This window comes from Thalassospira sp. MCCC 1A01428, from assembly GCF_002115825.1.
Classification (GTDB): Bacteria; Pseudomonadota; Alphaproteobacteria; order Rhodospirillales; family Thalassospiraceae; genus Thalassospira.
Genome location: NZ_JFJZ01000002.1, coordinates 153,450 through 179,629, shown reverse-complemented (window position 1 = coordinate 179,629; position 26,180 = coordinate 153,450). Strand labels below are relative to the sequence as shown.

The 26,180-nt window shown below is 54.4% G+C and carries 23 protein-coding genes; 16 read left to right on the top strand and 7 right to left on the bottom strand.

Features of this window, described 5'->3' with window-relative positions:
• Window positions 1–129 precede the first annotated feature (129 nt).
• Together THS27_RS02475 and THS27_RS02470 are read right to left on the bottom strand one after the other, a co-directional pair.
• The gene (locus THS27_RS02475) at window positions 130–741 is read right to left on the bottom strand and encodes a histidine phosphatase family protein (RefSeq protein WP_085587526.1); all 612 of its coding nucleotides are present in this window, start codon (window positions 739–741) and stop codon (window positions 130–132) included.
• A complete protein-coding gene (locus THS27_RS02470) occupies window positions 741–1,640 on the bottom strand; it encodes an adenosylcobinamide-GDP ribazoletransferase (RefSeq protein ID WP_085587524.1) in 900 nt (299 codons plus the stop codon). The genes THS27_RS02475 and THS27_RS02470 overlap by 1 nt, the downstream gene beginning before the upstream one ends.
• A gap of 114 nt (window positions 1,641–1,754) precedes the next feature.
• On the opposite strand from THS27_RS02470, the gene cobT reads away from it, so the two are divergent.
• The gene (cobT, locus tag THS27_RS02465) at window positions 1,755–2,789 is read left to right on the top strand and encodes a nicotinate-nucleotide--dimethylbenzimidazole phosphoribosyltransferase (RefSeq protein ID WP_085587522.1); all 1,035 of its coding nucleotides are present in this window, start codon (window positions 1,755–1,757) and stop codon (window positions 2,787–2,789) included.
• 137 nt (window positions 2,790–2,926) lie between these two features.
• Here the strand turns inward: cobT and THS27_RS02460 are convergent, their stop codons facing one another.
• Complete coding sequence (locus THS27_RS02460) at window positions 2,927–4,162, bottom strand: hypothetical protein (RefSeq protein WP_085587520.1); 1,236 nt, start codon at window positions 4,160–4,162, stop codon at window positions 2,927–2,929.
• Window positions 4,163–4,554: 392 nt separating this feature from the next.
• Here THS27_RS02460 and THS27_RS02455 point away from each other — a divergent pair, with 392 nt between their 5' ends.
• Window positions 4,555–5,136 carry a D-sedoheptulose 7-phosphate isomerase gene (locus THS27_RS02455; protein ID WP_085587518.1) on the top strand — a complete coding sequence of 194 codons (582 nt, stop codon included), beginning with the start codon at window positions 4,555–4,557 and terminating at the stop codon, window positions 5,134–5,136.
• Between the two features lie 72 nt (window positions 5,137–5,208).
• On the top strand, window positions 5,209–6,681 hold the full coding sequence (gene rfaE1 / locus THS27_RS02450; protein ID WP_085587516.1) for a D-glycero-beta-D-manno-heptose-7-phosphate kinase: 1,473 nt from the start codon (window positions 5,209–5,211) through the stop codon (window positions 6,679–6,681).
• 35 nt (window positions 6,682–6,716) lie between these two features.
• Here rfaE1 and THS27_RS02445 read toward each other — a convergent pair whose 3' ends face one another.
• Both THS27_RS02445 and cbiB read right to left on the bottom strand, forming a co-directional pair.
• Window positions 6,717–7,295, bottom strand: a complete 579-nt coding sequence (locus tag THS27_RS02445; RefSeq protein WP_085587514.1) for a nucleotidyltransferase family protein — start codon at window positions 7,293–7,295, stop codon at window positions 6,717–6,719.
• Between the two features lie 26 nt (window positions 7,296–7,321).
• Window positions 7,322–8,368, bottom strand: coding sequence for an adenosylcobinamide-phosphate synthase CbiB (gene cbiB / locus THS27_RS02440; RefSeq protein WP_246832808.1), 1,047 nt, complete (start codon window positions 8,366–8,368; stop codon window positions 7,322–7,324).
• A gap of 233 nt (window positions 8,369–8,601) precedes the next feature.
• Between cbiB and THS27_RS02435 the strand changes: the two genes are divergently transcribed.
• From THS27_RS02435 to bioB, 13 genes are all read left to right on the top strand, one after another.
• The gene (locus tag THS27_RS02435) at window positions 8,602–9,630 is read left to right on the top strand and encodes a sirohydrochlorin chelatase (protein ID WP_085587512.1); all 1,029 of its coding nucleotides are present in this window, start codon (window positions 8,602–8,604) and stop codon (window positions 9,628–9,630) included.
• 32 nt (window positions 9,631–9,662) lie between these two features.
• Window positions 9,663–10,361 (top strand): precorrin-8X methylmutase, encoded by a 699-nt coding sequence (locus THS27_RS02430; RefSeq protein WP_085587510.1) that lies wholly within the window; start codon window positions 9,663–9,665, stop codon window positions 10,359–10,361.
• Window positions 10,354–11,643 (top strand): precorrin-6y C5,15-methyltransferase (decarboxylating) subunit CbiE, encoded by a 1,290-nt coding sequence (cbiE, locus tag THS27_RS02425; protein ID WP_085587508.1) that lies wholly within the window; start codon window positions 10,354–10,356, stop codon window positions 11,641–11,643. Before THS27_RS02430 ends, cbiE begins: the two co-directional genes overlap by 8 nt.
• Window positions 11,640–12,377: a precorrin-2 C(20)-methyltransferase gene (gene cobI, locus THS27_RS02420; protein ID WP_085587506.1), complete on the top strand. Its 738-nt coding sequence runs from the start codon at window positions 11,640–11,642 to the stop codon at window positions 12,375–12,377. The genes cbiE and cobI overlap by 4 nt, the downstream gene beginning before the upstream one ends.
• Entirely contained in the window at window positions 12,374–14,302 is a 1,929-nt protein-coding gene (gene cobJ / locus THS27_RS02415; protein WP_168184801.1) for a precorrin-3B C(17)-methyltransferase, read from the top strand. Before cobI ends, cobJ begins: the two co-directional genes overlap by 4 nt.
• Before the next feature lie 3 nt (window positions 14,303–14,305).
• Window positions 14,306–15,076 carry a precorrin-4 C(11)-methyltransferase gene (gene cobM / locus THS27_RS02410; protein WP_085587502.1) on the top strand — a complete coding sequence of 257 codons (771 nt, stop codon included), beginning with the start codon at window positions 14,306–14,308 and terminating at the stop codon, window positions 15,074–15,076.
• A 174-nt stretch (window positions 15,077–15,250) separates the two neighbouring features.
• Entirely contained in the window at window positions 15,251–16,654 is a 1,404-nt protein-coding gene (locus tag THS27_RS02405) for a circularly permuted type 2 ATP-grasp protein (RefSeq protein WP_085587500.1), read from the top strand.
• Window positions 16,655–16,667: 13 nt separating this feature from the next.
• Window positions 16,668–17,627, top strand: a complete 960-nt coding sequence (locus THS27_RS02400) for an alpha-E domain-containing protein (protein WP_085587498.1) — start codon at window positions 16,668–16,670, stop codon at window positions 17,625–17,627.
• A 1-nt stretch (window position 17,628) separates the two neighbouring features.
• A complete protein-coding gene (locus THS27_RS02395; protein WP_085587496.1) occupies window positions 17,629–18,450 on the top strand; it encodes a transglutaminase family protein in 822 nt (273 codons plus the stop codon).
• Window positions 18,451–18,466: 16 nt separating this feature from the next.
• On the top strand, window positions 18,467–19,213 hold the full coding sequence (locus tag THS27_RS02390) for a proteasome-type protease (protein ID WP_085587494.1): 747 nt from the start codon (window positions 18,467–18,469) through the stop codon (window positions 19,211–19,213).
• An 84-nt stretch (window positions 19,214–19,297) separates the two neighbouring features.
• Window positions 19,298–19,948, top strand: coding sequence for a GntR family transcriptional regulator (locus tag THS27_RS02385; protein ID WP_085587492.1), 651 nt, complete (start codon window positions 19,298–19,300; stop codon window positions 19,946–19,948).
• Between the two features lie 273 nt (window positions 19,949–20,221).
• Window positions 20,222–20,821, top strand: coding sequence for a biotin transporter BioY (locus THS27_RS02380; protein WP_085587491.1), 600 nt, complete (start codon window positions 20,222–20,224; stop codon window positions 20,819–20,821).
• Window positions 20,821–21,819: a biotin synthase BioB gene (gene bioB / locus THS27_RS02375; RefSeq protein ID WP_085587489.1), complete on the top strand. Its 999-nt coding sequence runs from the start codon at window positions 20,821–20,823 to the stop codon at window positions 21,817–21,819. Before THS27_RS02380 ends, bioB begins: the two co-directional genes overlap by 1 nt.
• 166 nt (window positions 21,820–21,985) lie before the next feature.
• Here the strand turns inward: bioB and THS27_RS02370 are convergent, their stop codons facing one another.
• Together THS27_RS02370 and THS27_RS02365 are read right to left on the bottom strand one after the other, a co-directional pair.
• Complete coding sequence (locus THS27_RS02370; protein WP_085587487.1) at window positions 21,986–24,577, bottom strand: plasma-membrane proton-efflux P-type ATPase; 2,592 nt, start codon at window positions 24,575–24,577, stop codon at window positions 21,986–21,988.
• 979 nt (window positions 24,578–25,556) lie between these two features.
• Complete coding sequence (locus tag THS27_RS02365) at window positions 25,557–26,156, bottom strand: CHAP domain-containing protein (protein WP_246832807.1); 600 nt, start codon at window positions 26,154–26,156, stop codon at window positions 25,557–25,559.
• Window positions 26,157–26,180: the final 24 nt, after the last annotated feature.

The following is a 26,180-nucleotide window of genomic DNA, read 5'->3' as shown; positions in this document are numbered from 1 at the left end:
AATGGCCGGGATAGCAGCAAGGGAAAAACAGGCAACTAACGCCGTTGGACTGTGCCCGAAGACATCATACCGGATTCAAAACAAACAATAATATCAACCGGGAAATTCGGCTATCGGCAAAAACGCGCCTTATAACATCAGATTAACACTGCCAATACGCCAACCGGGATTATCTGGCGCATCAAGATAATCAACCCGGGTGATGGCAAGCGGGGCGACATCAAATGACAATGATGCCGCAGGCGGCGTACCTAATATAGATGCCAGAATGGCACGTATCGAGCCGCCATGTAAAACAGCCACAATATTTCGCCCTGCATATTCCGTCGTCAGGGCATGAAAGGCCTCGCCAACCCGAACTGCAAGCTGATTAAAGCTTTCCCCCCCTGGCGGCACGGAACTGGCATAATCATCCCAAAACATACGGGCCTGCTCGGCGGGGATACCGGCCCATCTTTGTCCTTCCCAAACCCCGAAATCCTGTTCGGCCAGGGCTGGTATCACCTTGATGTCAAGCTGGTCGCGCTGCGAAAGGCTAAGGCGTTTTAACGTATCAATACTGCGTGCCAAATTACTCGCCACCCGGATCGCATCTTCTGGCAAGGCTGCGCTAACCCGTTTTAGCAAACCGTCATCTTCAAAAATGGCTGGCAAATCAGTACGACCATAAATAACGCCATCCGGATTATTGACCGGGGCATGGCGGACCAACCACCAGCGCGTAACGGCAAAGCCACTCATCACATTCCCCGCACAGCGACAGAGAGGATCGCAATCGCAACAAAAATTTCCGCGATCATCTGTGCACTTCCCAAAACATCACCGCTATGACCACCGATTTGCCATTTGGCAACAAACCCGACAACCAGACAGGCACAAGCCAGTGCCAATAAGCCGGCCAGCATCATCACCGCACCGCCAAGAATGATGGTAACCAGCAGCACGCTTAACAGCGCAATCAAAAATGGAATTACCCCCGGTCGTCCGGCCCCATGCCCCAAACCATCGGACCGTGCCGGGGATAGACCCATCATCAAAACCGGCATCGCCAGGCGCGAAAACATTGCCGTTATGATCGTCGCCGTGATGAAAATGCCCAGATCAAACGCCTGCACGGCGATAAAAAAACGCGCCGCAAACGCCAGAACCAGTGCAACGACACCGTAACTGCCAATTCGGCTATCGCGCATGATTTCAAGTTTGCGATCACGTGTTATTCCGCCACCGAAACCATCTGCGCAATCCGCCAGGCCATCCTCGTGCAGGGCGCCAGTTAAAACCACCATTGTCAGAATGGCAAAAACAGCAGCAAGCCCGTTATTACCGCTTAACCATAACAGGGCCAGGGCAGGTAAAACCGCCAGCCCGGCCAGAAACAACCCGGCCAAAGGCCAACACCAGACCGAACGGGCAATCAAAGTTGGCCGAAACTGAACATCTGCAGGCCACGGTATACGCGACAACAGCATCACTGCCCGGCCAAAATCACCGCAAACCATGCTGTAAAAGCCCGTATCATCGCGATTTTGTGCATCTGTCATATCTTGTGCGTCGCGATCATCAGTTTTTTCATCCGCTGTTTTTTCCGGCACGACACCCTGCACTGGCCGGGCATTAAAAGGCGGCTGATTTTGTTGCACCGGCAATTTCCCATTTTCAAACTGGCAATTTCACTATGGGCAGACTAATCATGGTGCGCACCAAAGCCAAGCTCCATTGCCCTTGGCACTTCCTGCCGCCCGGAGACCAAATTCATGTTCGATCCCAAACATCCGCCGCAAAATCTGGATGATATCCGTACCCTTATGGCCGATCTTCCCGCCGCCGACGCAACGGCCCGCGATGCTGTTCTGGCGCGCGAACCGCAATTGACCAAGCCTGAAGGCTCGCTTGGGCGGCTGGAAGAGATCAGCCTGTGGCTGGCAAGCTGGCAAGGAAGTGCGCGGCCCCGCGCAAGCCGCCCGCGTGTTACCATTTTTGCCGGCAGCCATGGCGTATGTGAACAGGGTGTTTCCGCCTTTCCTGCCAGTGTAAACCAGCAGATGGTGGAAAACTTTATCAATGGCGGTGCCGCGATCAACCAGATTTGCAAGGCGGTAGACGCCGAATTGCGGGTCATGGAAGTGGCCCTTGAAATTCCCACCAATGACTTCAGCCGCGAAGCCGCCATGCTGGACGAAGATTGCGCCGAAGCCATGGCCTTTGGCATGAGCGCGGTTGAACCCGGCATTGATATTTTTGTACCCGGTGAAATGGGCATTGGCAACACCACCGCCGCCGCTGCCATTGCCCATGCCCTGTTTGGTGGTACTCCCGCCGACTGGACCGGTCGTGGAACCGGCATCGATGACACAACACTGGCCCGCAAAACCCGGGTGGTCGGCGATGCCGTGATATTACATCGCAACCAGATGGCCGATGCCCTGGGTGTTTTGCGCTGTGTGGGCGGACGTGAAATTGCGGCAATGGCTGGCGCCATTCTGGCGGCACGGTTCCTGCGGGTTCCGGTGGTGCTTGACGGCTATGTATCCTGTGCAGCAGCCGCCATTTTATTTAAAATGCGCGAAGATGCCCTGGATCATTGTCTGATCGGGCATATGTCTGCTGAACCGGGCCACAAAAACCTGATCGAGAAACTGGGCAAAAAACCATTGCTGGACTTCAACATGCGCCTGGGCGAGGGGTCAGGGGCAGCATTGACATTACCATTGCTGCGCGCTGCAGCCGAATGTCATAACGGTATGGCAACTTTTGAAACCGCCCATGTCAGCACCCGTGAAACTCCCTGATAACGAAGATCACTTAACTGATGACCAACCCGAACCCGTTTCGTAGTCATCCCTGAAAATTGCAACACCGCCAGTACATTTTCTGGCGGTGTTTCGGTTTTCAGCTGCGCTACATGTCCTGATCTTCGGATCAGGCTTTATTTTTTGGCCCGCGCATATTCGTTCAAAAGCTGTTCAACATAGCGCCCCTGAAACATGGTGATATTCACCGAATGGCCAAAATCAATCGCTGTCTGGTCATCACAACGGCACATGATTACACGGGTATCGCCCGCCACATTAATGGCCTCGCGAATTTCATCCACCTTCTCTGCCGAAAGCTCGCTCATTTCCGGTGACCACATCAATTTGATGGTATCAACACCCAGTTTATTGCGATTGATATAGGGCAGGGAAAGATGGCTGATGCCATCAATGCTAATGCGATAACCCCGGTCCCGGCAAAAATCGCGGGCAAAGAAATAAGCCCCGAGATCGGCAAAAATATCGATCTTTTGTAGTTCCAGCACAATCGTTCCGCGCTGCCCGGCCTTTACATTACTGTCAAAGGTCAGAAATTCGGGCGACAGCAGGGTTGATACATTCAAATTAATGCTGACAGAACCTGAAACACTGGTGTCATTGGTGCGTGACAGCAAGGCCAGCATCCGGCGATCCAGAATTTCGGTCAGATGCTGAAACAGCCAGCGATTGGATGTCACATTGATATCGGGCAACAAGGTATGCTGCAAATCGCGGATCGAAATAAACAGTTCGTGAAAAACCGGGGTGGGCTGGGCCCCACCGACCACAGCGCAAATTGCCTGACGTCGCATCAGGTTCGACAGATCGGCACGGCGCAGGGCCTCGTCAATCCGGCTAAGAATTTTTGGCGTTAACGGTGCCCCGTCCTGATTTTGGTCAGGAACGTCATTATGGCGCTGGGCGGCTTCGCTAACGGTTTTTTCCCGGCCTGCATTGCTGCGCACCAGACGCTGGGTTAAATGCAGGAAATCCTTGTATTCCTTATCGACATCAAAAAAATCGGTAAAGCTGCCCGGCAGACCATCGGGCCCCTTGCCCTCGCTTAATAACGGGTCATCATTAAACAGGAATTTCAGGCGAAAAATGGCCGCATTTACTTCGTCGACGTATTTTTGCTCATAGATAAAGATAATGTCCTGATTGGTCAGAAAAAACAATCGCCCGGTAACAACGGGCACCAGGTCTTCAAACGCTGTCAGGCAAGTGCGAATATGATGTTCGCGACGGTTATAGTTTTGCAATTTCGAGATATGCACATGGACAGCACCCACACCCTGCCTGCGACGTTCCAGCCGCCGGACATAATCAACCAGAAATGCCTCGGGTGAGGGTAATGAATTGTCAGACATGTTTACCCGGTTATTTGCACATTTAATCCGAAAATACGGATTCAAGAATAATATAACGTCCTATCGTTAACAGCATATGTATCCAACACCCAACAATTGTCGAATATTTTCTTGAATGCTTCCATTACTTTCAGTCTGATAAGCCGTAGCCACACACAAACCAAAGTGCTAGTTTCGCCGCGATCATTACCGTGAAAGATTGTGGATTGATATATGGCGACGCTATCGCACCCTGATAACCGGCCCGATCGAAATTCCTGGCATGGCGGGACACAGGCCCTGTAACACGACCGCTATGATCACCCCGATCGCCAAACTCACTTTCCACTGTTTCCGTGACCTGATCGCGTGATGTGGCTGACACTTTCAAAAATTAAGATATGAGCCGAAAAATGGACATTAACACGTTTTTTGATGCCGAATTTGACGAGCATTTTGATCTGGTCAACAAAACCCGCGAGGCCACCCGCGACCCGTTTATCAAGCTGGTTGACCTGTGCGCTGATGCCTTTAACGCCGGCAACAAATTGCTGTTTTTTGGCAATGGTGGTTCTGCGGGCGATGCCCAGCATATCGCCACTGAATTCACGGTTCGCTATGTCCATAACCGCCGTGCCCTGCCTGCGATTGCATTAACCACCGACAGTTCAGCTCTGACGGCCATCGGCAATGATTTCGGCTTTGATCATTTGTTTGAACGCCAGATCGAAGCCCTGGGCAAACCCGGTGACATCGCCATTGGCATTTCAACGTCAGGTAACAGCAAAAATGTTAATCTGGCACTAAAAAAAGCCACTGAAATGGGCCTGGTTGCCACTGGCTGGACTGGGCGTTCGGGCGGCGACATGGCCGCCTTGTGTGACCCGGTAATGATCGTCCCCAGCCAGACCACCGCCCGCATTCAGGAAATGCACATCATGCTGGGCCAGATGCTGGTGGGTATTCTGGAATACCGGCTGGGCCTGCGCGACTAGTTTTACCCTGCCACAACTATTGCCTGCATTGCCTGCCACACCCAACAGCCCCTAAACCCGAAAGTGCCGCCGATGACCGACCTTAGCCACCTTGCCCGTTTGGTTGAAGATTTAGGCAATGCCAAAATCCTTTGTATTGGCGATGTCATGCTGGACCGGTTTGTTTATGGGTCTGTCACACGCATTTCGCCCGAAGCCCCCATTCCGGTTATTCGGGTACAACGCGAAAGCGCAATGCTGGGTGGGGCTGGCAATGTGGTGCGCAATGCCACTGCTCTTGGTGCAGCCGTCAAATTTTTATCAATGGTTGGCGATGATTTGCCCGGACGCGAGGTCATGGAATATGTTGCGGGCGATAAACTGGTTGAACCCTATATCCAGATCGAACGTAACCGCCCGACCACGATTAAAACCCGCTTTATCGCGGGCGGTCAGCAATTATTACGCTCCGACAACGAAACCACATTACCCCCGTCTGCGATCACTCTGACCCATGTGGGCGAACTCGCCGCACAGCTAACACCCGATGTAAACGCCATTGTTCTGTCAGATTACGGCAAGGGCCTTGTGGATGCCCATATCGTCAGCGCGACCATTGCCGCCGCCCGTGCCGCCGGCAAAACCGTTATTGTTGATCCCAAAGGCAATGATTACAGCCGCTATCGCGGGGCAACACTGGTAACGCCCAACCGGACCGAAGCAGAAGCCGCCACCGGCATTGCCGTAAATAGTGATGACGATGCAGTACGCGCAGCACGCCATATCATTGAAAACTGCGACATTGAAAATGTATTGCTGACCCGCAGCCAGGATGGCATGACGCTGGTATCGTCGAACGGCGATGTGCTTCATTTACCCACCGAAGCCCGCGAAGTTTATGACGTTTCGGGTGCCGGTGACACCGTGGTTGCCTGCCTTGCCGCCAGCATTGCCGCAGGCAGCAGCATCGCCGATGCGGCCCGCATTGCCAATGTTGCCGCCGGTATTGTGGTCGGTAAAATCGGCACCGCCATTGTTTACCCCGACGAACTGATCACGTTGTTGCATCACCATGACCTTATGATCGGTGAAGCCAAACTGATGAAACTGGACCGCATGGTCGATCGGGTCGAACGCTGGCGCCGCAAGGGATATAAGGTTGGCTTTACCAATGGCTGCTTTGATTTGCTTCATCCGGGCCATATCAGCCTGTTGCAACAGGCGCGCTCGCAATGCGACCGGCTGGTGATTGGCCTGAATTCCGATGCCTCGGTCAAACGCCTGAAGGGTGAAACCCGCCCGGTTCAGTCCGAAGCCGCCCGTGCAGCCGTTTTGGGCTCGCTTGAAACCGTCAGCGGTGTGGTTATTTTTGATGAAGATACCCCGCGCGACGTTATTTCAGCCTTAAAACCCGATATTCTGGTCAAAGGGGCGGATTACACCATCGAAACCGTGGTTGGGGCCGATATTGTTCAGGGCTATGGCGGCAAGGTGTTTTTGGCCCAGCTGGCCGATGGATTTTCAACCACCTCAACCATCGCGCGCATGAACCGCAAGCCAGACTGAAACAGGGTTATTTCGACATCAAATCAATTTAACAGTTATGCATCCGGCCATGGCTGGATGGAAAGTTGGGGCCAGATTTTACCCCAGCGAGCTGTTTTCTGACGGTAAACATCACCCACCGGCAAAACCGGATTAGGCACAACCCGCCCCGCCATCACATTTTCCAAACCGAATGGCGCATGAACACAACAATCGCCAGCCGGATTTTGCGCCACGCCAATTGCCGTGGTTTGATAGGCAAAACGGCCAATGCCATCGGCGGCACACGTAACCGGCCCATAGGGAAAGCCAAATTTTGGTTCGTACCAGATCGGTACCCGCGCCTGATTGCGAACTTCAACCCGAACCGGTAAATCGTCAAACACATCAGCGATTTGCGCAATCATCCGGTCTTCTGCCTCAAACGATGTATCACTATCGAAATAAAACAGGTCATAGTCGGCAATATGGGCATCGACTGCAAACCCGGCCTGAAGATTCCACACCGTTTGCGCCAGGCAGCCAGCGGTTAACCACCAGTCTGCCAACCCAAATATCGCCATCCGGTTCAGAATCGCATCATTATGCGGGTTCTGGCGTACCATTGCCAAAAAACGGGTTTCAATATCCTGCATTTTGCCACCGCCTCCCGTGACGAAACCTAACGGTTCAGGGCCATCCAAACCAGAACCGGCCACAAGCCGTTTAGCACACACGCCAGCACAAACACCCGCAAAGCCGCGCGAATGTCATCGGGCGAGGCATTGCGCCGTCCGTCCCCAATATAGGGATCATGGACAATTTCATGGCCATATTGGCGTGGACCGGCCAGCGACAGGCCCAATCCCCCCGCCATTGCCGCTTCCTGCCAACCGGCATTGGGCGATTTATGCTTACGTGCATCGCGCCACATGGTGTGCCAGGCACGTGCACCTGCCATCATCCCTTGTGAAATCAGCACCGCCAAACACACAAGCCCACCGGCCAGCCGGGCGGGAATAAAATTAACCACATCGTCAAGCCGGGCAGCGAAACGGCCAAAATAAAGATAACGCCGGTTACGATGGCCGATCATGGAATCCAGGGTATTAATCGCCTTGTAAAGACAAAGGCCAATCGGCCCGGCAACGGCAAACCAGAACAATGGTGCCACCACCCCGTCGGAGAAATTTTCCGAACAGCTTTCAATCGCTGCCCGGCTGACCCCTGCATGGTCCAGACTGGCCGGGTCGCGCCCGACAATCATGGAAACCGCGGTGCGCCCGGCCGCAAGCCCGTCATGCTCCAGCGTGTCAGCGACAATTGCGACATGCTGATACAAACCTTTTTGCGCAATCAGCACACCCAGCAGGAAAATTTCCGCCACAATGCCCGAGGGGGCCTGTTGTGCCCAGAACTGCACCAGCCCCCCCATGCATCCCGCAACAGCCAACACGATCAATACGGTAATGACACCGCGAAACAACCGGTCCCCGTCACTGCGTTCCGGACGGTTCAGACGTTTTTCAAAAAAGGAAATCAGCTTGCCGATCCAGACTACCGGATGCGAAATGCGCGAAAACAGCCACGGCATATCGCCCGCCACCCCATCCAGAGCCAAACCCAGAATGATCACGGCAACGCCAAAGCCATAAATGCCCGGTATCGGGACAAAAAAATCGAAAAATGCCTGTTCCATCACCGCAAGATGCGGCGCTTGCGAGATCACGTCAATATGACTTTGCTGATCACACCTTTAACCATTTTCATAATTTTTCAATATTCTTCATAACTTAGCCAGCATCCTGTAACAGGCCTGCACAGTCAAAAGTACAATTTCCAAAGCTGCTGCTTGCAATCGGGTGTTCAATCAGGGAAAACGTGAGGAACATCGAGCGGCACCATGTCCATAAGGACAGGTTCAGACCGCATTGGCGAGAGAGAGAAAAAGGAGCAGCCTTTATGTCCCCCAAAGGTGCGGTCATGATTTGCGGTCACGGTTCACGCGACGAACGTGCCGTTTCACAGTTCAACAACATGGTTGAACAGATGAAACAGACCCATTTCGCCGATTACGATGTCGAAAGCGGCTTTCTGGAATTCGCCCATCCGATTTTACGCGACGGGTTTGAAAAGCTGAAAGCCCTGGGCCACAAAAAGATCTACGCGCTGCCAGGCATGTTGTTTGCCGCGGGCCACGTCAAAAATGACCTGCCCAGCGAGGTCAATAATTTTGACCATGAAAACCCCGATATTACGGTAAAGTTCGGCCGCGATCTGGCGATTGACCCGAAATTACTGCGTGCCAGCGCGGACCGCATCGAAGAAGCACTGGCAACCGCCGATCACAGTGTTGCGCGCAAAGATACCCTGCTCATGGTGGTTGGTCGTGGTACCAACGATCCCGACGCCAATTCAAATGTCTATAAAGTGGCGCGCATGTTGCAAGAAGGCATGGGATTTGGCCGGGTAGAAGTCAGCTATTCCGGCGTGGCGCATCCGCGTGTGAATGCCGGACTGCGCGAAGCAATGAAGCTGGGTTATAAACGGGTTGTTGTCTTTCCGTATTTCCTGTTTGTCGGCATTCTGATCGACCGTATTTATGCCCATACAGATGAAGTTTCCGCCGAATTCCCCGATATCGAATTTATCAAGGCGTCGTATCTGGCTGATCACCCGCTGGTTCTGGAAAGTTTTGCCGAACGGCTGGCCGAAATTGATACCGGCGACAACAACATGAACTGTCAGCTGTGCAAATACCGCGAACAGATCATTGGCTATGAAAGCGATGTTGCCACCCCGCAGGTTGGCCACCATCACCATGTGATGGGTATTGGCACCGACGGGCACAGCCACGGACATTCCCATGGTCATGGTCATAGCCACGGGCATTCGCACGGTCACAGCCATGATCACGGTCATTCACACGCACATGACCATCAACACGATCATAATCATGACCACAGCGCCATAGACAAAACCGGCAAATAAAGCTGCCAGAACAAGCGCCAAAGGGCGGGGTTATGTTTGATTATCTGCGCGATCCGCAGGCCATATACCGGCAAAGTTTCGCCACCATCGAAGCCGAAGCCAACCTCGCCCGTTTTTCGCCGGAAGAACGGCCCGTTGCCATACGTATCATTCATGCCTGCGGCATGGTTGAAATGGCCGACAACATTGTTTTTGGCCCCGACGCCATCAATGCAGGCACCAGGGCCTTGCTGGCGGGCAAGCCGATACTGGTTGATGCCGAAATGGTCCGAAATGGCATTATTACGCGCTTGCTTCCGGCGCAAAACACGGTCATTTGCCGATTAAATGACGATAACATTCCCGCCCTTGCCGCCATGACCGGGACCACCCGGTCGGCCGCCGCCGTTGAAACCTGGACCAACGACATCGCCGGCGCAGTTATCGCTATTGGCAATGCCCCAACCGCCCTGTTTCATGTTCTTGATGCCGTCATATCGGGCCACTTGCCCAAACCCGCCCTGATCATTGGCATGCCGGTGGGATTTGTCGGCGCAGCTGAAAGCAAGGAAGCCCTGATCAATCATGCACAGGATGCCGGTATTCCCTTTGTCACCCTGCGCGGGCGCTTTGGCGGCAGCGCCGTTACTGCAGCCACGGTAAATGCGTTGGCCCGCATCGCCAAACCCGCCGAAAACGCCGATGGCACCACACCCGTCATGACCAAGGACGGAAAAATCGCCCATGACTGAACCTGCACACACCGATAAAACCCCGGCGCAAAACGGCAAAATTACAGTTATCGGCATTGGCGAAGACGGGTTTTCAGGCCTGTCACCTGCCGCCTGCCAGGTCATAAAACAGGCCAGCATAATTTTTGGCGGCAAACGGCATTTGGCAATGCTGCCTGACGATGTTTCAGCCCGGCAATCCCCGTGGATCAGCCCGTTTTACGACAATATGCCCCTCATCGCCGATGCATTGGCGCAAAACCCGGTCATCCTTGCCAGTGGCGACCCGATGTATTTTGGCGTTGGCAACACGCTGGCTGATCATTTCGGATTCGAAAACATATCGATTTTTCCTGCGCCTTCGTCGATCAACCTTGCATGTGCCCGCACGGGCTGGCCGCTGGCAGAGTGCGATGTGATCACGTTACATGGCCGCCGCCCTGAAAATTTGCGCGCCTGTTTACGACCGCGCGGCAAAATTATTGCCCTGTCACATGATGCCACCACCCCGGCCCTGGCCGCCGTAATGCTTTATGATGCCGGATATGGCGACAGCAACATCACGGTTTGCGAACGGCTGGGCGGCGAACACGAAAAAATCACCACCAAAACTGCGCGCGAATGGCAACATAAGGCCGTAGGCCATGATCCCGATAATTTGATCGACCCGCTTAATGTTATCCTGATCGATCTGGTTGCCGATGCCACCGCAACCATCTTGCCGCTTGGCCCCGGCTTGCCCGACGATGCCTTTATTCATGACGGCATGATCACGAAATCCGAAATACGCGCCCAAACCATATCCTCGCTTGGTCCGTGGAAAGGGGCCGTGTTGTGGGATATCGGGGCAGGATGCGGTAGCATTTCCATCGAATGGATGCGCCTGGGCGGATGTGCCGTTGCCATTGAACGCGATGGCAACCGCTGTGACATGATCGGTAAAAATGCCACCCGGCTGGGCACCCCGGATTTGATTTTGCATCATGCCAGCATCGGCCATGCCCTGGATATGGCAAAAACAGCCTCTGATCCACATCGCTTCCCGGCACCTGATGCCATTTTTATTGGCGGAGGCATCACCACACCCGACCTGATGGAACACTGCTGGAACCTGTTATCGACCCACGGGCGACTGGTGGCAAATACGGTGACGCTGGAAGGCGAACAGGAATTGTTTCGATTTTACAATAAATTTGGCGGCACGCTATCGCGGTTAACGATTTCACGTTTGGCCGCACGTGGCAATTTTACCGGCTGGCACAATCTTGCCCCGGTCACCCACTATGTCGGAGTTAAATCATGACCGCGAGCGCAAACACAAATGCGACCGTCACACGCAAAGGCACCGCCTATGGGTTGGGCATTGGGCCGGGCGAAGCCGACCTGATCACGCTAAAAGCCTATAAAATTTTGCAGGAAGCCGACGTCATTGCCTATCCGGCACTGGAAGACGGTGCCAGTTTGGCCCGGCAAATTATCGCCCCGCATATGCCGGAAGGCCGCACCGAAATTGCCATTCGCATTCCCATGGGCCAACCGGCCGATCGTATTTACGATGCCGCCGCCCTTGAGATTGGCGAACATTTGCGCGCCGGGCGCACGGTGGCGGTGTTGTGTGAAGGCGACCCGTTTTTCTATGGCAGCTTTATGTATTTATATGGTCGTCTGGCCGAAGCGGGCTTCCCCGTACACACCGTGCCGGGGGTCAGCTCCATGATGGCCTGTGCGGCACAACTGGGCGCACCGCTAGCCGCCAAAAACGATGTTTTGCAGGTCATTCCCGGCCCCTTGCCTGCCGACCGCCTGAAATCACAACTGGCCGATACTGATGCCGCCGCCATCATCAAGCTGGGCCGCCATTTTGCCAAGGTGCGACAGGTGATTAACGAACTGGGCCTGACGGACCGGGCGCGTTATATCGAACGGGCAACACTGGACAGCCAAAAAATGGTGCCACTGGCAGACTTGCCCGATGATGCCACCGCACCTTATTTTTCAATGATCCTGATCCACCGTCGCGGAGACGCATGGAAATGAACAGCCCCATCCCATCACCGCTGCCAACTGATCCGATTGCCCCCATCGCGGTTATTTGCTTAACCCAGCGCGCCCTGCCCACGGCAAAGCGCATTGCATCATCCCTGCAAGGGGCCAGCCTGCACGGGTTGCGCACCCGGGTTTCCACCCGGGAAGTGGATGTCGCCTTTGACGATACCATTGCACATCTGCAACAAACCTTTGCCGCCGACCATGTGATTATCGGTGTCTGTGCCAGCGGCATTCTGATCCGCGCGCTGGCCCCGCTTTTGGCCGGTAAATGGCAGGATGCCGCCGTAATTGCGGTGGATGAAGCCGGTGAAACCTTTATTCCGCTGTTGGGCGGGCATCATGGGGGCAACAAACTGGCGCGTGATCTGGCCGAAAAGCTGGGCGCGCGTGCCGCCATTACCACACCGGGCGATGCCGCCCTGGGCCTGGCACTGGACGAACCGCCTGCGGGCTGGAAACTGGCGGATAAAGCCGCCGTCAAACCCGCCACCGCCGCCCTGTTGGCCGGGGCCAGTGCCAAAATCACCATTGATGCCGGCTCAGCCGCCTGGCTGACCAACAGTGCCATCCCCCAGGATGAGCACGGCACCGTGGCCCTGCATGTTACCGCGCGCGCCGAAACCGGCATTCTTGCCGATCAAAGCGGCGATTTGGCCCCCGTCACGTTTCACCCGCCTGTGCTGGCGCTAGGCGTCGGGTGCGAACGCAATTGCGACCCAGCCGAGCTGATCGCGCTTGCCGAAAAAACCCTGGCCGATGCCGGGTTAAGTGCCAAGGCCGTTGCCTGTGTCACCTCGATCGACCTTAAGGCCGACGAACCTGCCGTTCATGCCCTGGCAACACATTTGGGCGTTCCGGCCCGCTTTTTTACCGCAAACGAACTGGAAGAACAGGCCCCACGCCTGCAAACCCCATCGGACATCGTCTTTGCCGAAACCGGCTGCCACGGTGTGGCCGAGGGGGCGGCCCTTGCCACAGTTGGCAACGATGGCACATTGATCGTTGCGAAACAGAAATCAAAACGCGCCACCTGTGCCATTGGCCTGTCGCCAGCGGATATTTCGCCGCAAAAAACCGGACGCGGGCAGGGGCGTTTATCAATTGTGGGCATCGGCCCGGGCCAGGCAAGCTGGCGCAGCCCCGAAGCCAGCACCCTGATCGCGCAGGCCAGCGATATTGTGGGCTATCAGATGTATCTGGACCTGTTGGGTGACCTGATTACCGGCAAGGAATTGCACCATTCCGACCTGGGGGCAGAAGAGGCCCGCGCCCGCCATGCCCTGGAACTGGCCGCCGAGGGGCGCGATGTCGCCCTGATCGGATCGGGCGATGCTGGCATTTATGCCCTGGCAACCCTGGTATTTGAATTGCTGGACCGCGAAGACAAGGCCGCCTGGAACCGGGTTGCCATACAGGTATCGCCGGGTATTTCAGCCCTGCAAGCCGCCGCCGCACGCATTGGTGCGCCGCTGGGTCATGATTTTTGCGCCATCTCCCTGTCCGACCTGCTCACTCCGCGTGAAGATATTTTGCGCCGTATCGCCGCCGCGGCGGCGGGCGATTTTGTTATCGCGTTTTATAACCCGGTTTCCAAACGCCGCCGCGATTTGCTGGCAACCGCGCGTGACATGCTGCTTGATAACCGCCCGGCGGATACGCCGGTGGTGCTGGGCCGCCAGTTAGGCCGCTCGGACCAGGAAATAACGGTCGTTCCGTTATCGAAACTTGAGGTCGATATGGTCGATATGCTGACCACCGTTCTGGTCGGGTCCAGCAACAGCAAACATATCATCCGGGGCATGGGCGAATGGGTTTACACCCCGCGTGGCTATGCCAAAAAAGGGGCCGATGCCGCCAAGGCCCCGGTTCATAGCAGCCATTCCGCCCAAAGCACGACGACAAAGAAAGACTAAATCATGACGGTTCATTTCATTGGGGCTGGTCCCGGTGCCCCCGACCTGATCACGGTCCGCGGCTTACGCCTGATCGAAAAATGCCCGGTTTGCCTTTATGCAGGGTCGCTGGTGCCCGAGGAAATTGTTGCCAGCGCGCCAGCCGATGCCCGCGTGATAGATACCGCCCCGATGAATTTGGATGAAATCATCGCCGAAATGAAAACCGCACACGAAGCCGGGCAGGATGTGGCCCGGGTGCATTCGGGCGATCCGTCCATTTACGGTGCGATTGCCGAACAGATTCGCCGCCTTGAAGACCTTGATATTCCCTATGACATCACGCCGGGCGTGTCGGCCTATGCGGCCGTTGCCGCCGAAATCGGTGCGGAACTGACATTGCCCGATATTTCGCAAACCGTCATTCTGACCCGTACCGCAATGCGGTCCTCCTCCATGCCCGATGGTGAAAGCCTGGCGGAACTGGGCAAATCACGGGCAACTCTGGCGGTTCATTTATCGATCAATAACCTTGCAAATGTGGTGCGCGACCTGGTGCCGCATTATGGCGAAGATTGCCCAGTTGTGATTGCCTATCGTGCCACCTGGCCCGATGCCCGTTACCTTTACGGAACGCTTGGCGATATCCGCGCCAAGGTCAAAGGCAGCGGCATCACCCGCACCGCCCTGATCATGGTGGGCGAGGTTTTTGGCCGGCGCGATTTCACCGATTCCCGGCTTTATGCCGCCGATCATCACCATGTGCTGCGCCCGAAAAAACCGGCGGCCGAATAATAACTCCCGGTTTTTGCCCAGAGTTTTCGCAGACGCAGCATAAATTTTCATCAACCGGTCAATCCGTATAAAAAACATTCACTTTCTACCCGAACATCCTTGACCCCTGCCTGTTCCGCTGCCTTTAATCTATACCAAGGTCGGAAAACGACCCGGACAGAAAGGGAATGGCGCATGTTCAACGAGATGAAAATGAACGATCAGGTGCGCGAACCCTATCGCGCGCTGGTTGACTGGATGGATGCCACAGGGCCGGATGTCCTGGCCCAGAAGCGGTTGGAAGCCGAAACGCTGTTTCGCAAAATCGGCATTACCTTTGCCGTTTACGGCGAAGGCGGCGACCCGGAACGACTTATTCCGTTTGATTTGATCCCGCGTATTTTTACCGCCGCCGAATGGCGCAAACTTGAACGCGGTGTCAAACAACGGGCACGAGCGCTCAATACATTTTTATATGACGTTTACCACAATGCCGAAATCATTCGTGCCGGGATCGTCCCCGCCGATCTGGTTTACCGCAACGCCGCCTTTGAACCCGCCGTCATCGGCATCGACCCGCCCCGCCGGGTTTACAGCCATATTGTTGGTGTCGATGTGGTGCGTGTCAGCCCCGATGAATTTTATGTGCTGGAAGATAACTGCCGCACACCATCGGGCGTTTCCTATATGCTGGAAAACCGCGAAATCATGATGCGGATGTTTCCCGAACTGTTTTCCAAATTGCGGATCGAACCGGTCGACAGTTACCCCGACCAGCTTTTGAAAACGTTAAAAAGCATCGCACCGCGCAAATGTGAAAACGACCCCAATATTGTCGTGCTGACCCCGGGTGCCATGAACAGCGCCTATTACGAACATTCCTTTCTGGCCGACCAGATGGGCGTTGAACTGGTGGAAGGGCAGGATCTGTTTGTGTCCGAAGGCCGGGTTTACATGCGCACAACCCGCGGGCCGGAACGGGTGGATGTCATTTACCGGCGTATCGATGACGATTTCATTGATCCCCTGTGTTTCCGCCCCGATTCCGTATTGGGTGTTCCGGGTCTGATGAATGTGTATCGTTCCGGCGGGGTTGCCATTTGTTCGGCCCCCGGGGCCGGTGTGGCCGATGACAAGGCGATTTATACCTATGTCCCCGACATGATCCGGTTTTATCTGGGTCAGGAACCGATCCTGAATAATGTTCCCACCTGGAAATGCGCCCGCCAGGACGACCTGAAATATGTGCTGGAACATCTGCCTGAACTGGTAGTGAAGGAAGTTCATGGTTCGGGCGGGTATGGCATGCTGGTCGGTCCGGCATCGACCAAAGAAGAATGCGCAACCTATGCCGAACGCATTAAAGCCAACCCGTCAGATTTTATTGCCCAGCCCACCCTGTCGCTTTCAGCCTGCCCAACCTTTGTTGAAAGTGGGATTGCCCCGCGCCATGTCGATTTTCGGCCATTTTGCCTGGTTGGCGATGACATTCGCCTGACACCGGGCGGCTTGACCCGTGTGGCACTGCGCGAAGGGTCCCTTGTGGTCAATTCGTCGCAGGGTGGCGGTGTTAAAGACACCTGGATCATGGCGGAATAAGGGAGAACAGACCATGCTAAGTCGTACTGCTGAAAATCTGTTCTGGCTGTCGCGCTATGTCGAACGTGCAGAAAACATGGCCCGCCTGCTGGAAATGGGCTATCGCATGGCCTTAATGCCGGCAGCCGGTGACGGGAATCGCTCGGAATGGCGATCTGTTCTGTCTGCGGCAGGTTGTGCCGAAGGATTTGATTCCGCCAACACCGATACCACAGAACTAACCCAGGCCACGGTATCGGATTACCTGATATTTAACCGTGATAACCCGTCATCCATTATCAATTGTTTTGAATATGCCCGCGCCAATGCCCGCGCCATGCGCACCGCTATCACCCAGGAAATGTGGGAAGCGTTAAATGGCGCCTTAATGGAACTGCGCCGCACGGCCATGCGCAACCTGGCCAAAACCGATTTGCCCGGTTTTATCGACTGGGTCAAAAGCCAGGGCGCGCTGTTTCGCGGTGCGACCGATTCTACCATCCTGCGCAATGACGGCTATGATTTCATCCGTCTGGGCACATTTTTGGAACGGGCCGATAATACGGCACGCCTGCTCGATGTGAAATATTACGTGCTGCTACCCGAAACCAGCATGGTCGGCGACGGGGTTGATAACTATCAATGGACCACGGTTTTACGGGCAGCATCATCGATGCGGGCTTTTCACTGGGTTTACCGTGATGATTATTCACCGTGGCGCATTGCCCATTTCCTGATTCTCAACCCGTTCAGCCCCCGATCGCTGGCCCATTGTGTGGAAAATATCACCAGCCACCTCGAACGGTTGGCCCGCCAATATGGCCAGCGTCAGGCGGTTCACAGTCTGGCGGTCGATACCTATGCCATCCTGACACAGGGAGACATGGACGAAATCTTCAGCCACGGCCTGCACGAATTTTTAAGCGACTGCCTGCGGCGTTATCAGGCTTTGTCCTCGGCAATTGCCGAAACCTATTATTTCGGGGGGCAGTAACATGCGCCTGACAATTGAACACAGAACCCGCTATCGTTATGCGCCTTCTGCGCGCTACGTCACCCAAAGTCTGAAACTGACCCCATCCCTGTTTGACGGGCAACGCATTGTCGACTGGTCGATCACGGCAGAAAACTGTGCCATCACGTCAGAATTTGTTGATGGTTACGGCGACACCGTCAGTACGCTTACCTGCAATGGCCCTGTCGATGAAGTTGAAATTATAGTGCGCGGTCTGATCGAAACGACCGATATGGCCGGGGTACTTGTTAATCACCGTGAAAAAGCATCGCCACAGGTATTTTTACGCGCCACTGCCATTACCAAACCCAGCGCCGCCATTCGCAAACTGACAAAATCGGTGGCAAAATCAGTTGGCGACACGGCAAGCCTGCTTGAAACGGCCCATGCCCTGGCCGCCGCCGTGCGCGACGAGATTGACTACGTCCCTGGCTCCACCCACGCCCATACGACTGCGGCCGATGCCCTGGCTGCCGGGCAGGGTGTTTGCCAGGACCACGCCCATGTTTTGCTGACTGCAGCCCGCCTTATGGATATTCCGGCCCGTTATGTATCGGGTTATCTGTTTGCCGATTCCGAAGGAGTCCCGCACGAGGCCGCCCACGCCTGGGCCGAACTTTACATTAATGATATTGGCTGGGTCGGGTTTGATCCTGCCAATCGCTGTTGCCCAACAGATTTTTATGTTCGCCTGGGGTCTGGACTTGACGCCAGAGACGCCTCACCTATACGTGGCATACATTCTGGTGGTGCCGACGAGGATCTGGATGTAACCGTCATCGTCGCGCAGTCACAACAATAGCTGGACGTAAGAAAAAATGACCTATTGCGTGGGCCTGATGCTTGATGAAGGGCTGGTTTTCCTGTCTGACACCCGCACCAATGCAGGCCTTGATAATATTTCGCGCTATCGCAAAATGTTTACCTGGGAAGTTCCTGGTGAACGCGCCATTGTGATGCTGACGGCAGGAAACCTTGCCATCACACAAGCCGTCGTCAGCGTTTTGCGCGAAGCCATCGACGACCCCGATACACCCGAAGGCGATAATTTACTGACTGCACCGACCATGTTTCGCGTGGCCGAACTGGTGGGTGAAGCCATGCAGTCGGTTCAGCACAAATACCAGGACACACTGGAACAACGCAAGGAAAGCTCCGGTGCCAGTATTATATTGGGCGGCCAACGGGCAGGCGGCGCACAACGCCTGTTTCTGATTTATGCTGCGGGCAACTTTATCGAAGCCACTGAAGACACGCCTTACCTGCAAATTGGCGAACACAAATACGGCAAACCCATTCTCGACCGGGTCATTACCCAGGAAACACCGATTGAAGAGGGCGTGAAAGCTGCCCTTTTATCGATGGATTCGACCCTGCGGTCCAATTTATCGGTCGGAATGCCGCTGGATCTGGCAGTGTTACCCGAAGGTAAATGTGCATTTTCCGAACGGCGTCGCATCGAAGCCGAAGATACCGGTTTCAAAGCACTGTCTGATGCCTGGTCCCAGGCGTTGCGAAAGGCATTCTCCGATATGCCTGACGAACATTGCGCACCGGATTGTTAAACATATCATTCGAAAATGACCTAATTTACCCGATAGCGATATGCGCGCTCGACAAGTTCGGGCGCGCAAATTATCTATAAAATTATGACAAGCGACAAAGACAATACGATTACCGGCAAGATCACGCGCGCATTGGCCGACCGGATCATCGCCGGGCATATCGCACCGGGCAGCAAATTAAGGCAGGATCACTTCGCCGAGGAATTCGGCGCAAGCCATGTCCCCGTGCGCGAAGCCTTTCGCCGCCTCGAAGCACAGGGACTGGTGGTAAGTGAACCACGCCGGGGTGTGCGGGTGGCAAGTTTTGATATTGCCGAAGTTCGCGAAGTCGCCGAAATGCGCGCATCGCTTGAAGTTCTGGCCCTGCGCCACGCAGCCCCGCATTTAACCACCGCCATTCTGGACGAGGCCGAGGCAATTAACCGCGCCGGAGAAAATGCCGCTGATGTCCGGGCATGGGAAGAAACCAATCGCGCCTTTCACCGCCTGATCCTGACCCCGTGTGGCATGCCACGTTTGCTAACAACGATTGACGACCTGCACGCCGCCAGTGCCCGCTTCCTGTTTTCCGGCTTTCGCATGGAATGGGGGGCCCCGACTGATCAGGATCACCGCGCCATCCTGAAAGCCCTGCGCGACCGGCAATTTGACGTCGCCGCCGCCACCCTTGCCCGTCACGTCAAATGGATTGGTGCCAAACCGGGTGCCAAACCTCGCCTGAAAACCCTTTCCTGAACGTCTTTTTGCCCCTGAAATTCTGTCCCGGATGACAAACCTGCCTGCCTTTGAGCATTGCGGGTGCATATTTGTGCGCCCACTTATTATTTTATAGATAAAAATAAACTCATTAAATCAGTAAGATACTCATTAATTCTTCCAAAAACCCACATGAACGCTCTCATTATCTATTTTTCGATTGATTTTACCCTTCTGTCACGGCGTAATTAATAGATCAGATTCGTTTTTATCTATAATTTTAAGAACGCTCCACAGAAGGATCAAATCACCATGAACAACACCGTGTCCAAACCGGCAGAAACCCGCATCGTGACAGAATCAAAACCGGAAACAAAAACGGGCCTGAAATACAGCCTGATGATTCTGGCCGGTATCGCCGTGCTGACCGCAAGTGCCAAAATAACCGTTCCTTTCTGGCCGGTGCCGATGACCCTGCAAACCATGGCGGTTATGGCAATTGCGCTGGCGACCGGACCCCGCGTTGCCAGCGCAACCTTTCTTGCTTATCTAGCTGCGGGGGCCGTTGGTTTGCCTGTTTTTGCCGGCACACCGGAACGCGGTATCGGGCTTTCCTATATTGTCGGGCCAACCGGCGGCTATCTGTTGGGTTACCTGATGGCATCATGGCTGGTCGGAAGTCTTGCACAGGGGCGCGGCACATTGGCCCGTTTTGGCATCATGATGGTCGGCATGATCCCGGTCTATGTTCTGGGTCTGGCATGGCTTGCGGTTTTCGTTCCGCTTGAAAAGGTTGCCCAATACGGCTTCACGCCGTTCCTTCTCGGCGACACCCTGAAAATTGCTCTTGTTGCCTTTGGCAGTGCGGCCTGCACCCGCTTTGCCAACCGCAATCAGGATGGCAACGCATAATGGACAGCCATCCCACCCAAAACCCGGCAATCGATCAAACCATCCGCCATGACTGGAGCGTGGACGAGATCGAGGCGATCTATCGCCTGCCCCTGCTGGAACTGATGGGCCGCGCCAGCGCGGTCCATCGGGCCCATCACGACCCGAATGCCGTGCAAAAGGCCAGCCTGCTGTCGATCAAAACCGGCGGCTGCCCCGAAGATTGCGCCTATTGCCCGCAATCGGCCCACCACCGCGAGGTCACACTGGGCAAGGAACAGTTAATGGACCCCGGGATCGTTTTAAAAATGGCAGCCCGCGCCAAAGCCGCCGGGGCAGACCGTTTTTGCATGGGGGCCGCGTGGCGCCGCGTGCGCGACGGGGCCGCTTTTGACGCGGTAATCGACATGGTTCGCGGTGTGCGCGATCTTGGCATGGAAGCCTGCGTGACCCTTGGCATGCTTGAAACCCGGCACGCCGAACGCCTGGCTGCGGCCGGGTTAACGGCCTATAACCATAACCTTGATACCAGCCCGGAATATTACAGCCAGATCATCTCGACCCGAACCTATCAGGACCGGCTTGATACCCTTGCCGCCGTACGCGGCGCCGGGATTGATCTTTGCTGTGGCGGGATTATTGGCATGGGCGAAAGTATCCGTGACCGGGCATCGATGCTCCATGTTCTGGCCGGGTTTGCCCCCCATCCTGAAAGTGTGCCGATTAACGCGCTGGTCCCCGTGGCGGGAACGCCACTTGCCCATCGCGCGCCCGTCGATGCCCTGGAACTGGTCCGCATGATCGCAACCGCGCGCATCACCATGCCAAAATCCACCTTGCGCCTGTCGGCAGGGCGGACTGATCTTGGTCGCGAGGCCCAAATCATGTGCCTAATGGCCGGGGCCAATTCGGTGTTTTACGGTGAAAAACTTCTGACCACACCAAACCCGGAAGAAGATTGCGATACGGCCCTTTTTGCTGCTCTCGGCCCTGTTCCGGTGTCGGTTACAACGGCCTGATCATCACTCACTCCCCCGAACCTGCGCACCCCACCCGCGCAAGGTTCATTCTGGCGAAGTGCCTGTCAGCGGGCCTTCGCCATTTTTCCACATCCGACGATGGCCCGGAAAAAAAAGCGGCCCGTGAAAATCCGGGTCGCTTTTTGTTATGTTTGATCAGGCCGCATCAATGTGAATGAAACACATCGGTCATACGGGCAATATGGCGGGCCTGACGGGCTTCACGATACGCCAGCAAGCGATAAGCCATAATTTTAAAGCCACTATTGATCACAAACCAGATCAGCGCATAAGCCCAGATCAACAAGGCATATTTCCAGCCAACCGGGGTAATGAACCAGCCATAGACGGCCGCCAGTGTGCCAACAATCTGGGTAATTTCAGTGGCGATAAACAGCTTCAGGCTAGGCCACGGTTTATGCCAGATAGCACCTTTGTTACGGGTCAGATAAATCGTTAAATGGCCAGCCACCAGCAATTTCAGGAAAATCAGCGACTGAATTAACCCACGGTCAAGATGCAGATATTGTTCACAAATCCAGAACAACAGGAACGATGCCACAACGCCCAAAACACCCAACATGCACGACATGGTCAGCGTCGTCGCCATATCCCACCGCACCGGACGGGGGGATACCGGCGCATTATCATAGGCAATCATCATGATCGGAAAATCGTTTAGCAGGGCCAGCAACACGATCATGACGGCAGTCACGGGGTAGAAATTAAACACCAAAATCGATATCGTCATGAACAGCAACACCCGGATCGTCTCCGATATCCGATAGGTGGCATAACTGCCCATGCGTTCAAATATCCGCCGTGCTTCTTCTATTGCGGTGGTAATCACCGACAGGCCCGGTGCCGTTAACACCAGATCAGCTGCCGCCCGTGCCGCGTCGGTGGCACCACTTACCGCAATGCCAACATCGGCCTGCTTTAGGGCAGGGGCATCATTGACGCCATCACCGGTCATACCAATAATATGCCCACGATCCTGCAATTCCTTGACGATGGCGTATTTATGTTCGGGAAATACCCGGGCATAGCCATCTGCCTGTTCAATGGCAGCCGCACTAATTGCCGGTATGCCATCCCCAAAGGCCTGATCGGCAGGCAGGATATTGTGTCCCATACCCAAAGAAGTGGCAATTTGCCGGGCGATGGCTTCGTGGTCGCCGGTAACCATTTTAATATCCACCCCCATCGCTGCGGCTTCCCGCACGGTTTGGGCGGCATCCTCGCGGGGCGGGTCAAACAAGGGCAACAGGCCCAAAAATTGCCATGCCCCGGCATCTTTCGCATCCATCCCTGTTGATGTTTCTGCCACCACACGACGTGCCACACCAATGGTGCGATACCCGCGTGCCGCCATATCATCAACCGCATCACTCACTGTTTTAACAATGGCGGCATCTGGCGAAACCAGCTTTAAAATAACCTGTGGCGCCCCCTTGGCGACCTGAAACGGCTTTCCGTCACAGATAACAGTTGCTTCTGCACGTTTGGATACCGGGTCGAACGGATGAAAAGCGGTCGTTTGACAGGAAGGCGAAATCGCCTGGCCGTTAAGGCCGCCTATCACCGCCTGATCAATCGCATCGCCCCCTTCGGGACGCGAGGCCAATGCCGCCGCCAGCAAAAGATCATCCCTGTCTTTTGCTGCCAATATTATCGGCTCCCCCAGGGTTAACCGGTTCTGGGTAAGGGTGCCGGTTTTATCCGAACATAAAATGTCGATCCCGGCCAGTTCCTCGATCGCAACAAGGCGCGACACAATGGCTTTAAGACGGGCCAGTTTTTCCGCACCCACCGCCATGGTTACCGATAATACAGCCGGCAGGGCAACCGGGATCGCCGCCACTGTCAGGATCAACGCAAACAAAACGGTTTCAAACCACGGGTCACCGCGAAACAGTGCCACGGTTAAAATGATGGCAACAAGGCCAAGGGTCGACAAAATCAAAAAATTGCCAATCCGCATCACCGCTTTTTGAAAATGCGAAATATTGCCGGCGTTTTGCACCAGCCTTGCGGTTTTGCCAAAATAGGTATTCATGCCCGTCGCCGTAATCTGGGCTGTCATTTCGCCCATTTTCGCAATCGAACCTGAATAGACATCATCGCCGGCTTTTTTATCAACCGGCAACGATTCCCCCGTTAACGCGGACTGATCCACAGCCAGATAATCACCGCCCACCAGGCGGGCATCGGCAGGAATAATATTGCCCAGTCGCAGCGAAACGATATCACCGCACACCAGATCACGCGCCGGTATTTCCCGCCATTTGCCATCACGCAACACACGGGCATTCAGGGCCAGCTGGTTTTTCAATGCCGCAATGGCATTATCCGCCTTGAATTCCTGCCAAAAGCCGACACCCGCATTTAACAAAAGCATGATCAGGATAATGGCGAAGTCGGCCCAATGCTGAACCGCAGCCGATAAAATGGCCGCAACCTCGATCATCCAGGGGATTGGTCCCCAAAAATAGGACAACAGCTTCCACCAGACATTTTGCGTCTGTTCGGCAATAACATTGGGACCATCGCTGGCGAGGCGGTTTTGGGCATCCGCCGTGGCAAGGCCGGTCTGAATATCGGTCGGGTTTTCAAGCGGCCCGGATGAGGCAGAAGTGCCAGGGCCAGAAGCGGAGGTGGAGGAAGACTTTTTAGGAGGTATCGGGGCAGGAGCAGAGGAGGGAGCAGCACGATGGCGAGAGTGATTGTTGTCCCGCCCTTCCAGATCATCTGACATGGCATGGTTTCCGTAAACAACAGATCGAAGGCAGAACTATGCGCCCCACCCGCAGATAAAACTTTGAGAGAAATCAAACGTCACGGGGAAATTTTAAAATCCAATTGATTAAAAATCAGGATCAGTGCTTTGAAAATACGATGAAAATTGAACCATTTTTCTCATCAAAACGTTCGAAAAACCAACGAGCAGTACGCAAAAAACGATGAAACAGCCTTCAAGTGCAAATTTTATCAAAACGATCCCACAACACGCTGTCCAATTCGGGGATACGGACAAATCCATGCCAGATCGCTATCTGAAAAAACTCAGAAACTACTTTAACTTTTAAATCAATTTAAAAATGTTAAAGCATCAAATCAGACCAACAGGATAGTATTTTGATAAAAAAGTATAATTTTCCTATATCAAGGGCGACACTTTCAGTCAGCCACAAATTTTTTACGCCAGATTCGTTGTTCTGAAAAAGTCAATTTCTGACAAAAATCATAGCAGGAAAAAGCTGAGCAGTATTGTTTGCGTGTACCCGAAATTATTTCAATTTTTGAAGTAAATCATGCGGAAGTTTATATAAGCGCCTGTTATTTGGTCTTTTTTATGATCATAACCTGCAAACAGAAAAACACATCAAATTTGACCTTCTTTCAGCAAAATCACGGGCAATTTTCAGCAGCATCTAACCCCTTATTATAAGCGCCAATTCGGGTTAAGCAGGGCGGAACGACTTTAAAATCAGACGGGGCGGGCGAGGCGGAGCCAGGGCCGGCAAGCAGACTGATCCGAGAGCAAATCGGACGGGGGTCGACAAGATGAAGAGAGATCAGCCGACACCAAATGGCACAGCACACCGCCCGTTAAACCCGCAAGCAACAGCAACTGCGCCCTTAAAACACAAAACCCGCCAATGATAAAACACAGGCGGGCGATAGTGTATTCAAGGTAAAGACCAGGCAAAGAGGCCGAATGGAACGGCAGTAATCTAGTTGGCCTCGGCTGTTTCACTGGGCTGATAGATAAACCCGTGCGACGGGTAAATTCGGCCAAATGTGCCAATCGTGTTCATCAGGCGTAACTGGGTCCAGTCGTTTTTGGGCGAAACATCCTCGACCGGCTGGCGCAAATGCACTTTGCCGCGCGTACGGGAATCACTGCCCCAATTGGCCTGGTTAACCAGAATATGACGTTTATCAAGAACAGCAGCAACCACAGCAACATGACCATATCGCAAGCGTTTGGTTTTTTTGAACGCCAGAACCGACCCGACAACCGGCGTATTGCCACGTTTGAACTGGTTTTTGGCTTTACCCCACCAGGTCCAGGCATCGCCATAAATTTCAATGCCCGAAACCGCCCGGGCATAGGGCACACATTGCAAAAATTCGTCGGTAGGGGGGAAACTGTTTAACCGTGCTGATGGCAAAGATACATGGGCAACCTGGGTAACACGCGCATCGCGATCCAAATCGGGCTGAACAGACACACCGGTCGCACTATTGGCGGTAGAAAAACACCCGGCTAAAACCAAACTCAGACAGACAATCGCAAGCTGACGCATTCCACGACCCCCAAATAACTGCATTCCACCATACCCTATCGATGTTTA

What these genes read in the sequence shown, in the direction of transcription:
- THS27_RS02475 (WP_085587526.1), bottom strand. Translation starts at nt 741, where the DNA reads ATGAGTGGCTTTGCCGTTACGCGCTGGTGGTTGGTCCGCCATGCCCCG.
- cobT (WP_085587522.1), top strand. Translation starts at nt 1,755, where the DNA reads ATGTTCGATCCCAAACATCCGCCGCAAAATCTGGATGATATCCGTACC.
- THS27_RS02460 (WP_085587520.1), bottom strand. Translation starts at nt 4,162, where the DNA reads ATGTCTGACAATTCATTACCCTCACCCGAGGCATTTCTGGTTGATTAT.
- THS27_RS02455 (WP_085587518.1), top strand. Translation starts at nt 4,555, where the DNA reads ATGGACATTAACACGTTTTTTGATGCCGAATTTGACGAGCATTTTGAT.
- rfaE1 (WP_085587516.1), top strand. Translation starts at nt 5,209, where the DNA reads ATGACCGACCTTAGCCACCTTGCCCGTTTGGTTGAAGATTTAGGCAAT.
- THS27_RS02445 (WP_085587514.1), bottom strand. Translation starts at nt 7,295, where the DNA reads ATGCAGGATATTGAAACCCGTTTTTTGGCAATGGTACGCCAGAACCCG.
- THS27_RS02435 (WP_085587512.1), top strand. Translation starts at nt 8,602, where the DNA reads ATGTCCCCCAAAGGTGCGGTCATGATTTGCGGTCACGGTTCACGCGAC.
- THS27_RS02430 (WP_085587510.1), top strand. Translation starts at nt 9,663, where the DNA reads ATGTTTGATTATCTGCGCGATCCGCAGGCCATATACCGGCAAAGTTTC.
- cbiE (WP_085587508.1), top strand. Translation starts at nt 10,354, where the DNA reads ATGACTGAACCTGCACACACCGATAAAACCCCGGCGCAAAACGGCAAA.
- cobI (WP_085587506.1), top strand. Translation starts at nt 11,640, where the DNA reads ATGACCGCGAGCGCAAACACAAATGCGACCGTCACACGCAAAGGCACC.
- cobJ (WP_168184801.1), top strand. Translation starts at nt 12,374, where the DNA reads ATGAACAGCCCCATCCCATCACCGCTGCCAACTGATCCGATTGCCCCC.
- cobM (WP_085587502.1), top strand. Translation starts at nt 14,306, where the DNA reads ATGACGGTTCATTTCATTGGGGCTGGTCCCGGTGCCCCCGACCTGATC.
- THS27_RS02405 (WP_085587500.1), top strand. Translation starts at nt 15,251, where the DNA reads ATGTTCAACGAGATGAAAATGAACGATCAGGTGCGCGAACCCTATCGC.
- THS27_RS02400 (WP_085587498.1), top strand. Translation starts at nt 16,668, where the DNA reads ATGCTAAGTCGTACTGCTGAAAATCTGTTCTGGCTGTCGCGCTATGTC.
- THS27_RS02395 (WP_085587496.1), top strand. Translation starts at nt 17,629, where the DNA reads ATGCGCCTGACAATTGAACACAGAACCCGCTATCGTTATGCGCCTTCT.
- THS27_RS02390 (WP_085587494.1), top strand. Translation starts at nt 18,467, where the DNA reads ATGACCTATTGCGTGGGCCTGATGCTTGATGAAGGGCTGGTTTTCCTG.
- THS27_RS02385 (WP_085587492.1), top strand. Translation starts at nt 19,298, where the DNA reads ATGACAAGCGACAAAGACAATACGATTACCGGCAAGATCACGCGCGCA.
- THS27_RS02380 (WP_085587491.1), top strand. Translation starts at nt 20,222, where the DNA reads ATGAACAACACCGTGTCCAAACCGGCAGAAACCCGCATCGTGACAGAA.
- bioB (WP_085587489.1), top strand. Translation starts at nt 20,821, where the DNA reads ATGGACAGCCATCCCACCCAAAACCCGGCAATCGATCAAACCATCCGC.
- THS27_RS02370 (WP_085587487.1), bottom strand. Translation starts at nt 24,577, where the DNA reads ATGTCAGATGATCTGGAAGGGCGGGACAACAATCACTCTCGCCATCGT.
- THS27_RS02365 (WP_246832807.1), bottom strand. Translation starts at nt 26,156, where the DNA reads ATGCAGTTATTTGGGGGTCGTGGAATGCGTCAGCTTGCGATTGTCTGT.